The sequence below is a fragment of the Pinirhizobacter sp. genome, from assembly GCF_035317885.1.
Classification (GTDB): domain Bacteria; phylum Pseudomonadota; class Gammaproteobacteria; order Xanthomonadales; family Rhodanobacteraceae; genus Pinirhizobacter.
In genome coordinates this window covers 1-8,541 of sequence record NZ_DATHFX010000276.1, presented here as the reverse complement: position 1 = coordinate 8,541, position 8,541 = coordinate 1, and the positions used below count along the sequence as shown (strand labels likewise).

8 protein-coding genes are annotated in these 8,541 nt (G+C 64.4%); 3 read left to right on the top strand and 5 right to left on the bottom strand.

What is annotated here, in order from left to right:
* The 3 genes from VK519_RS08980 to VK519_RS08970 all read left to right on the top strand — a co-directional run.
* The coding region (locus tag VK519_RS08980; RefSeq protein ID WP_324349165.1) for a cation:proton antiporter at positions 1-954 on the top strand (954 nt) is incomplete at its 5' end.
* A gap of 177 nt (positions 955-1,131) precedes the next feature.
* The gene (locus VK519_RS08975; protein ID WP_324349163.1) at positions 1,132-1,581 is read left to right on the top strand and encodes a glycine zipper 2TM domain-containing protein; all 450 of its coding nucleotides are present in this window, start codon (positions 1,132-1,134) and stop codon (positions 1,579-1,581) included.
* A 127-nt stretch (positions 1,582-1,708) separates the two neighbouring features.
* Positions 1,709-2,131, top strand: coding sequence for a hypothetical protein (locus VK519_RS08970; RefSeq protein WP_324349161.1), 423 nt, complete (start codon positions 1,709-1,711; stop codon positions 2,129-2,131).
* A 24-nt stretch (positions 2,132-2,155) separates the two neighbouring features.
* Here VK519_RS08970 and lpxK read toward each other — a convergent pair whose 3' ends face one another.
* From lpxK to VK519_RS08945, 5 genes are all read right to left on the bottom strand, one after another.
* Positions 2,156-3,130 (bottom strand): tetraacyldisaccharide 4'-kinase, encoded by a 975-nt coding sequence (gene lpxK / locus VK519_RS08965; protein WP_324349159.1) that lies wholly within the window; start codon positions 3,128-3,130, stop codon positions 2,156-2,158.
* A 4-nt stretch (positions 3,131-3,134) separates the two neighbouring features.
* On the bottom strand, positions 3,135-4,928 hold the full coding sequence (gene msbA / locus VK519_RS08960; RefSeq protein WP_324349158.1) for a lipid A export permease/ATP-binding protein MsbA: 1,794 nt from the start codon (positions 4,926-4,928) through the stop codon (positions 3,135-3,137).
* Positions 4,925-5,356, bottom strand: coding sequence for an ExbD/TolR family protein (locus VK519_RS08955; RefSeq protein ID WP_324349156.1), 432 nt, complete (start codon positions 5,354-5,356; stop codon positions 4,925-4,927). Before VK519_RS08955 ends, msbA begins: the two co-directional genes overlap by 4 nt.
* A gap of 4 nt (positions 5,357-5,360) precedes the next feature.
* Positions 5,361-6,005 (bottom strand): MotA/TolQ/ExbB proton channel family protein, encoded by a 645-nt coding sequence (locus tag VK519_RS08950; RefSeq protein ID WP_324349154.1) that lies wholly within the window; start codon positions 6,003-6,005, stop codon positions 5,361-5,363.
* Between the two features lie 83 nt (positions 6,006-6,088).
* Positions 6,089-8,541: GH92 family glycosyl hydrolase (locus VK519_RS08945; protein ID WP_324349152.1), on the bottom strand; the 2,453-nt coding region annotated here is incomplete at its 5' end.

The window sequence follows — 8,541 nt, the reverse complement described above, 5'->3', positions numbered from 1 at the left end:
ACACGCCTGGACGACCTCAAGAAGGTCGGCAAGAGCGCCCTGCTGGTGGGTGTGCTCGGCGTGGTCATTCCCTTCGCCGCCGGTGCCCTGTGGGCACACGGCGAAGGCTACGAATGGGCGAAGTCTATGTTCGTGGCCGCCGCCTTCGTGGCCACCTCCGCCGGCATCACCGCGCGCGTGCTGCAGGAACTGGGTGTACTGCAGCGGATGGAAAGCCGGGTGATCCTGGGCGCGGCAGTGATCGATGACATCCTGGCCATGCTGCTGCTGGGCGTGGTGGTGTCGATGCAGGGCGGCGGCGAACTCAACATTAAATCGCTGCTGATCACCCTCGGCAGCGCGGTGGGCTTCATCGCCGTGATCGGCTGGGGCGGGTCGAAGGTGATGCGGCGTAATTCCGCGTGGCTGGACAAACCCTTGAGCCCCTGGTCGGCGCTGAACATCGTGCTGGCCCTGTGCCTGGGGCTGGCCTTCCTCTCCACCGAATTCGGTCTGGCCGCCATCATCGGCGCCTTCCTGGCCGGCATGATTGCCTCGGAAACCCGGCAACGCGAGGAACTGGAGCATCAGGTGGGCCCCTTGCTGGCCCTGCTCACGCCGTTCTTCTTCGTTATTACCGGCGCGAAGATCAACCTGGCGGAACTGGCCAGCGCACACGCGTTGTGGCTGCTGCTGGTGGTCACGCTCATCGCGATCGCATCGAAGCTCCTGGGCGGTTACCTCGGCGCCCGCTCGCTGGGCAACCGGGGCGCCCTCATCGTGGGTTTCGGCATGGTGCCGCGTGGCGAGGTGGGCGTGGTGATCGCAAGCCTGGGCCTTGCCGCAGGTGTCTTCACCGAGCAGATCTATGCGGTGATCGTGGCGATGTCGCTGCTCACGGCGATGGTGACGCCGCCGATTCTGGCTGTGCTCCTGAAGCGGGCGCCCGCGGACGAAGCGGTGTCCGGCGGCTAGGTCCCGCGTTCCCTGGGCCCGGCAGCGAAATTCATGCCGCGGAGTATGACCTGCGTCACCATGGCGAAGGGCGCCATCGGCTTATCTTAACGTTCAGGCTTGCAGCATAAACTGCAAACGAATGTAAGACCGACCAGCCGGCAGCATGCCGGCCTGAACACTGCCAGGAGCTCCAAGATGAACTTCAAGACCATGCTGGGCATTCCGCTTGCAGCCTTTGTGGCCGTCGCCGCCATGAATCCCGCCGATGCCGCCGTCCTCAAGCGCCCGGATGGCATCTACGTGCGCTGCGACCAGTGCGGCACCGTGACCGCGATCGAGCACAACGTCACCCAGGGCCGTGACCACGGCACCGCTGGCGCCATCATCGGCGCCGTTGCCGGCGGCGTGCTGGGCAACCAGATCGGCAAGGGCAACGGCCGCAAGATCGCCACCGTCGGCGGCGCGGTGGGCGGCGGCTTCGCCGGCAACGCCATAGGCAAGGGCGGCGGCAGCGAAAGCTGGACGCTTCGCCTGCGGATGGGCGACGGCTCCGTCAGCAATGTCACCATTGCCGATGCCTCGGCGGTGCGCGAGGGCGACATCGTGGCGGTGGATGAGAAAGGTAATGTGACCCGCGTGCAGTAAACCGCGGAGCTTCACTGATGAAAAGCCGCGGAGCCTGGCGTCGCGGCTTTTTCTTTGGGCGATTTCTGGATGTGAAAGTCCTCGGGGGTACGGAGACTAACCGTTGGAACTTTCGCGGAGTGCTTCCATGTCCATCATCCATGTCGGCCATACCTCTAATCTCGCCAGCGCGATCCTCGCCAAGGCAGACAACACCACCGTCTCGACAAAAACGCTGGGAAAAATAGCGGAGGTAGCCGCCCGCCTCTACGGCGTGGACAACAGTGGCGGCCTTCGTCCGATTGCCTCGCCGCTAGGTAAAGCTGCATTCAAGAACGATATCGAGGACTGCATGACGGCGATGGAAGCGATGCCTGATACCCGGGCACGACGAGATCTTGGGGCATTGCTGCAACGCATCGAAACGCGGACAGCCAAGGCGTACGACAGGCTTGCCAAGAGTTTCAATCGCGACGACATGCGGGACATGAAGAACGGCATTACCAACTTGGAGAACAACGTTCGGCTGGCTTACCTGCTTGGATCCCAAGGCGGCGCCAAGCCCAAATAAGCACAGAGATACAGGACAACGCGTCTAGTCACGTTTCGCGTCTGTGCCTACCAGGCACATCAGGCGATCATAAAAACTATCCGGGCAATGCGCCGCTACCGGCACCACGAATACATCCGGTGCGGCAAAGGACTGGCACTTCATCCCGTCCTTTACCGTCATCAGCACCGGAAGTTTGTCGCCGAAGACAATGTCGCCGGGAACGAAATCATGGTGGTCGGGAAAGGCGTGTTCGATCACATCGATGCCTCGCTCACGCAGACCGTGGAAAAACCGCCCTGGGTTGCCGATGCCCGCCACGGCATGCACTGTGCGGCCGCGGAAGTATTCCAGCAGCAGGCGCCGCGAGCGATCGACCAGCGATTCGGCTTCGCTGCCGTACAGCGACATGGAAATCTCGTCGGCCCGAGCCGTGCCGCCGTTGCAGACGACGAAATCCACCGTCCCCAGGCGCGAGATGGGCTCCCGCAGGGGGCCGGCCGGCAGGAGCCGCCCATTACCGAAACGGCGTGCGCCATCGATCACGCAGATCTCCACGTCGCGGGCCAGGCGCAGATGCTGCAAGCCATCGTCGGCCACCACCACGTCGCAGCCGCGCTCAACCAGTAGACGTGCCGCTGCGGGACGATCACGGCCCACGGCGACTGTGGCGCCGGCTTGCCGCATCAGTGCCGGTTCGTCACCGTACTGGCGGGCTGTGGCTCCCTCGGGCAGCAGCGCGTGCTCGACCTGGATGCCTCCATAACCGCGGCTTACCACGCCGGGCTTCATGCCACGCGCCCGAAGCTCGTCCACGATGGCGAGCGTCAATGGCGTCTTGCCGGTGCCGCCTACGGTGATGTTGCCAACGACGATCACCGGCACGCCGACACTCACCGGCGATGCCTTGCGCGCCCGCGCCTTGGAAACGATTCGGTACAAGGCTTCCAGCGGCAACGTCCACCAAGGTGGCGCAAGGTCCGAATACCAGCGCTGCTGAAGGCGCGTGGCCAGCGACATGGCGCTAGTCGTGCCGGCCGGCGGCCAACGGCGCCGTATCGCTGAACTGCATGCGATGCAACGCGGCGTAAGTGCCGCCTTGCACCAGAAGTTCGTGGTGCGTACCCAGCTCCACCACCCTGCCCTGGTCCATCACGGCGATCTGGTCGGCGTGTTCGATGGTGGACAGGCGATGGGCGATCACCAGCGTGGTGCGGTCGCGCATCAGGCGTTGCAGGGCGTCCTGGATCAGGCGCTCGGATTCGGTATCCAGCGCGCTGGTGGCTTCGTCCAGCACCAGGATGGGGGCGTTCTTCAGGATCGCCCGGGCAATGGCGATGCGCTGGCGCTGTCCGCCGGAGAGCATGTTGCCGGCCTGGCCGATCGGGGCATGGATGCCGCCGGGGAGCTTCTGGATGAATTCCATCGCGTTGGCGGCTTCAGCGGCCGCAACGATGGCTTCCTCGCTGGCGCCAGCCAGTTCACCGTAGGCGATGTTGTTGGCCACGGTGTCGTCGAACAGCACCACCGACTGGCCCACCCAGGCGATCTGGCGCCGCAGCGAGGGCAGCGTATAAGCCTCGTAGTCGTGGCCGTCGAGCAGGATCTGCCCGCCCGAGGGCTCGTAGAACCGGGGCAACAGGCTCACCAGGCTGCTCTTGCCACTGCCGGAGCGACCGACCAGCGCGGTGACGGTACCCGGCCGGCAGGCGAGGTCGACGCCACGCAAGGCGGGAAACTGGTTCCGCGGGTACACCAGCTGCACGTCCTTGAAGACGATGTCGCCGCGGGTGCGGTCGAGCGTTTGCGCGCCCATGTCGCGCTCGGGCGGCATGTCGATGATCTCGAAGAGGTCTTCCGCGGCCGAGATACCGCGCTGCATGGCCGACTGCACGCCGGCAAGCCGTTTGAGCGAGGGCAGGATCGCACCCATGGCGGTAAGCACGGCCATGAAGGCACCGGGCGATATGTTCGACAACACCGCCGGGCGCGTTGCCAGGAACACCATCAATGCGAGCGCTGCGGCACCCACCGTCTGGATGGTGGCGCTGGACAGGGCGCCGGTGGAGGAAATCTTCAGGTTCAACCGGCGGGCGCGTTCGGCCACGTCGAAGAATCGGCGCGTTTCGCGTTCCTGGCCGCCGTAGATGCGGACCTCGCGGTGGGCGCCGACGGATTCCTCCACGGCGCTGGTCACCGAACCCATGTTGCCCTGGATGCGCTTGCTGATGCGCCGGTAGCGCCGGCTCACCACGGTGACGATCAGTCCTACGCAGGGCACCAGCACCAGCAGCGACAAGGTGAGGTAGGCGCTGGTGGTGAGCATCACCAGCAGCATGTACACCACCATGAGGCTATCGGTGATGACTGTCTTGAGCGAATCAGTGGCGGCGTTGGCCACTTGCTCGCTGGTAAAGGTGATGCGTGAAATCTGGTGGCCCGAGGCTTCGCGGCCGAAGAAGGCCGCGGGCAGTCGCATGTAAGCATCGAACACTTCCTGGCGCACCGTCTGCACGACATTGCGGCCAATGTAGGCAATGCCGTAGTCCGTGGCGTATGAAGCAAAGCCACGCACGATGAACAATCCGATGATCCAGATCGGCGTCCAGAAGATCCAGAAGGTGTCCTTGTCCACGAATACGCGGTCGACGATCTGCTTGAGCAGCTTGGTGAATATGGCAAGGCAGGCCGGATCGACGATCATGCCGATGATGGCGATCAGCGCCACGCCCTTGTAGCGCGAGGAATAGCCCAGCAGCCGTTTGTAGATGACCCAGGTTTCCTTGCCGAAGGGCGAGGTTTTCTTGGCAGTGTTCACTTGCCCTGGGTGTCCTGCGTGGGCGTGGTGGCGATGGATAGCTTCGAGAACCCCAACTGGCCCAGCGCATCCATGGCGGTCACGACGTTCTGGTTGGCGGTGAGCGCGTCGGCACGAATCACCACCGGGCGGTCGTGGTCGCCGTTGGCCACCCGTGCGATGGTCTCCTTCAGCGTCTCGATGCCCTGCCCCTGCACCGCGTCGCTGCCGACGTAGTAGTGCCCTTCGCGGTCCACCACGATGGTGAGCGCCTGGGAGTTGGGATCCCGCGCCTCGGCGCTGGCCTTGGGCAGATTCACCTGCAGGCGCGAATGCTGCACGAAGGTGGTGGTTAGCACGAAGAACATCAGCAGGGTAAGCAGCACGTCGATCAAAGAGATCACGTTGATCTCGACGTCGTCGTCGCGCCGGCCGTTGGTCAGTCGCATCGGCTTATTCGGCCGGCGTGGCGGCAGCGGCGCTGCGGCGGCGCGGCTTGGGCAAGGAGAGGTCGTCGAGCAGTGCCGTGGCCTGCTTCTCCATGTCCACGATGTAACCGCCCACCCGCGAGCGGAAATAGCGGTGCAGCACATAGGCCGGGATCGCTACCACCAGACCAGAGGCCGTGCAGATCAGCGCTTCGCCGATGCCACCGGCCATCTTGGCCGGATCGCCCACGCCGCCGCCCATGACGTCCATGAACATACGGATCAGCCCGATCACCGTACCCAGCAAACCCAGCAGCGGGCCGATCAGGGCGATCGTGCCTAGCGTGCTAAGGAAACGCTCAAGGCGATGCACCACGTGGCGGCCGGTGTCCTCGATGCGCTCCTTGATGAGTTCGCGCGGGCGGTCACGCACGCTGAGCGCCCCGGCCAGCAACTCCCCTAGCGGGGAACCTTCCGCGAGGGCCTGGACATGTTCGTTGTCCAGCTGGCCCGAGCGGGCCCATTCACGCACTTCCTCACCCAGCCCCGGCGGCAGTACCGAGGCCCGGCGCAATGTCCAGAAGCGCTCGAGCACGATCGCCAGCGCCACGAGCGAGCAGATCAGGATGGGCGTCATCGCCCAGCCACCAGCCAACAGGATTTCCAGCACGGCAAACGCCCCGGGGGGTTATCAAAGTGTCCAGGGCGGGATGATAGCAGGACGCCGCCGGGCGCAAGGCCGGCGGCGTCCCGCTACTTCGCGCTGGGCGCGAGCAATTCCAGCTCGGCGATGCCGGTGCGGCGACCGCCGTTGAAGGTGAACCGGTAGTACGTGTACGCCGCAGGCGTGGCCACGGCAAAGGCGCGTGTCAGGCGGGCCCAGGCGAAGCGCTCACCCGAACGGGTGTCCAGGGTGGTCCAGGCGGCGCCGTCCATCGAACCTTGCAGCGACCAGTTGAACGGGGCATCAAGCGCGCCGGGCGAGGTGATCGTGTAGACAGCCACGGCCGCGGGCTTGGCGAGTTTGTAGTTGATATTGCTGGTGGTCCCGGGCAGCTGGTACGCCGAGGCCGAATCGTCATCGGCCAGCGCCGCAAGCAGTTCCGGCACGGCGCCATCGGCGCTCAAGGTCGCCTGCGAGGACACATCCACCAGTGGCGCGGGCTTGTGTCCTTCGGCCGAGATCGACGCCGGCAACGCATCGTCGCCGGTGCCCCACTTCGAGGGCTTCGGACCCATGGTGAAGTCCAGCGTGGCACCTGCGGCAAGCAAGGCGTGTGGCAAGGTGAGCTTGGTCCACGGCTGGCCGTTGACGTTCAGTGACTGCACGTAGCGGTTGGTGTCGCTCACACCGGGCGCGTTGATGGATATCTGCTTGCCGCCTTCCAGGTTCAGCGTCATGTGCTCGAAGCGCGGTGCGCCGATCACATATTCGGGCGTACCCATGCGCAAGGGATAGAAGCCGGCGGCACCGAACACCCACCACGCGGACATCTCACCGTTGTCCTCGTCACCGGGATACCCCTGGCCGATCTCGCTGCCCACGTAAAGGCGGTTCATGGCGTCGCGCAGCTTGTCCTGGGTTTTCCAGGGCTCACCGGCTTCGTCGTACATGTAGATGATGTGGTGCGAAGGCTGGTTGCTATGGCCGTACTGGCCCATGCGCACGTCGCGCGCCTCGAGCATCTCGTGGATCACCCCGCCGTAGTCACCCACGTCGAAGGTTCCCTCGGCCGAGAAAAACGCATCGAGCTTCTTGCCGAGCTTGTCGCGTCCGCCATAGAGCGCCGCCAGCCCTGCGCCGTCCTGGGGCGCGTGGAAGGCCATGTTCCAGGCATTGGTCTCGGTGTAGTCACCGCCCCAGCGGGTGGGGTCGAAGTGCTTCTTGTCGAATCGCCAGCTGCCATCGCTGTTGCGGCCGACGAAGAAACCGACATCCGGATCGAAAAGATGCACGTAGTTAAGCGCACGGCTTCGGTAGTACACCGCGTCGTCGGCATAGCCTTTGTAGCGGCGGTCTTCGGGGGGGTTGGTCGTCAGTTCGCGCGCCAGGTTGCCGATGGCGAAGTCGTTGATGTAACCATCCATCGACCACGACAGGCCTTCTTCCACCGACCTGTCGGTGTAACCGCTGAAGAGGCTGCGGCCGATGCCCTTGCGTCCGGCACCGGGAACGGGGCTCACCACGGCTGAGTTCTTCAATGCCGACATGTAGAACGCGGCCACGTCGAAATTACGCACGCCCTTCAGGTACGCATCGGCAAACGCCACGTCGGAACTGGTGCCGACCATCAGGTCCGCATAGCCCGGCGACGTCCAGCGGGCGATCCAGCCGCCGTCGCGATACTGCTGCACGAAGCCGTCGATCATCTCGCCCGTGGTGTGCGGGGTGAACAAGGTGTAGGCCGGCCATGCGGTGCGATAGGTGTCCCAGAAGCCGTTATTCACGTACACCTTGCCGGGCATGATCCGCGCGCCCGTGCGCAGCGGGGTATTTCCGCCTACCTGCGGACTGAACGGGCTGGCATAGCTATAAACGGGATTGGCCCGTGTGCCGGTGTTCTCGTAGCCGGAATTGGGATACAGGAACAGGCGATAGAGGTTGGAATACAGCACCACCTTCTCGTCGCGATTGGGCGTGTCGATCGAAGCGACCGACAACTGCTGATCCCATTGCGTACGAGCGCGTTCGCGGACGGTCTCCAGGGTGTCGTCGGGTGAGATTTCCTGATCGAGGTTTTTCTTCGCCTGTTCCACGGAGATCAGCGAGGTGGCGATGCGCATGTTCACCGCCCCGCCATGTCCCACGTCGAAGCCGAACCAGGCCGCGGCATCTTCGCGCTCGCTGCCGTCGAAGGTGTCGGCGGCGATCACGGGCCGGTCGAAACGGGCGTAGAAGAACATCCGCGTGGCACCGGTGGAAAGACGGCTCTTGCTGTCCGACCAGCCGCTGATGGCGCGGTGTGATTTGTCCAGGTCAATGCCATTGTTGGCATCACGGTTGTCGAACACCAACTGGGCCGCCTTGCCCGGGAAGGTGAAGCGCATGATCGCCGCATGGTCGGTGGGCGTGATCTCGGCCGTGACGCCTGAATCGAAATGAACCTGATAGTAGTCCGGCTGCGCCACTTCGTTGGCGTGGTCGAACGACATCGCCCTCGTCGCGCGGTCAAGGGCCGGTGTGCCGCTTGCCATGGCCGGCATCA